The sequence below is a fragment of the Levilactobacillus senmaizukei DSM 21775 = NBRC 103853 genome (assembly GCF_001592085.1).
In the GTDB taxonomy this organism is placed as follows: Bacteria; Bacillota; Bacilli; order Lactobacillales; family Lactobacillaceae; genus Levilactobacillus; species Levilactobacillus senmaizukei.
Genome location: NZ_BCWD01000069.1, coordinates 1 through 917, shown reverse-complemented (window position 1 = coordinate 917; position 917 = coordinate 1). Strand labels below are relative to the sequence as shown.

1 protein-coding gene is annotated in these 917 nt (G+C 42.0%); it reads right to left on the bottom strand.

The genetic code is table 11. The features are described from left to right. Positions 1–578, bottom strand: a 578-nt coding sequence (locus LSE01S_RS10710; protein ID WP_061777598.1) for a recombinase family protein, incomplete at its 3' end; no start/stop codon positions are given. Positions 579–917: the final 339 nt, after the last annotated feature.

Sequence of the window (917 nt, the reverse complement as noted above, 5' to 3'; positions counted from 1 at the left end):
TTAACATTAAATTTCTTTCGATACCTTATAAAGGTTGTCCGTTTAATTCCTGTATTACGGGCAACATCGACATCACTCATACCTGCCTGATAAAGTTTAAAAGCATGTTGCAAGCGGGGATCATCTTGGGTGTATTGGGGTTTGCGCCCATGATATTTCCCCTGCTGTTTGGCTAGGGAAATCCCTTGTTGCTGACGCTCAATGATCCGCTTACGTTCACTTTCAGCTTGGTATTTATAAAGTTCAATAATGAGGTTGGTCATGAGTTGACGTAAATTGGGGTCAGCAATCCCTGTCATGGACGGTAAATTCAACACATCTAGGGTGGCCCCCTTATTTTGAATGGAGTTCATAATCTTAGTCAAATCATGGTTGTTTCTGCCTAAGCGATCTAATTCAGTGACCAGGACAATATCTCCCTCACGAATATAGGCCAGCATTTTTTGCAGTTCTGGCCGATTAGTGTTAGCTCCACTTAATTTATCCGTAAATAATTTATCAACGCCTTTTAAGGCCGCTAGCTGTCGATCTAAATGTTGCTCTTTGGAACTCACACGAGCATAACCAATTTTAGCCATTGTCAGCACTTCCTTTTGGACAGTTCTAATGAACATTTGTAATTCCTAGTATAGCACAGAATCAAAAACGGCCACTAGGGTATACCCTAATGGCCTTTTCTAAAAGCTGTTTCAGATCTTTGTCTTCCAGACTTCTTTTTGAGGGCCTGTGGGCTTTATAGCGATAGTAATGCGCTCTTGAAACCCCGATGACTCGCCACATCTTAGTTACCTGGTAATTTTGGCTTTCTTGTTGGATATAATCAAAGATATCGGTTATCTCTGCGCAAGGAAGCCGAGGGCTTTTTTTAGGATTTCGTTCTCCTCAGACAGGGAAGCCAGCCGCTTTTCCATCGCTTT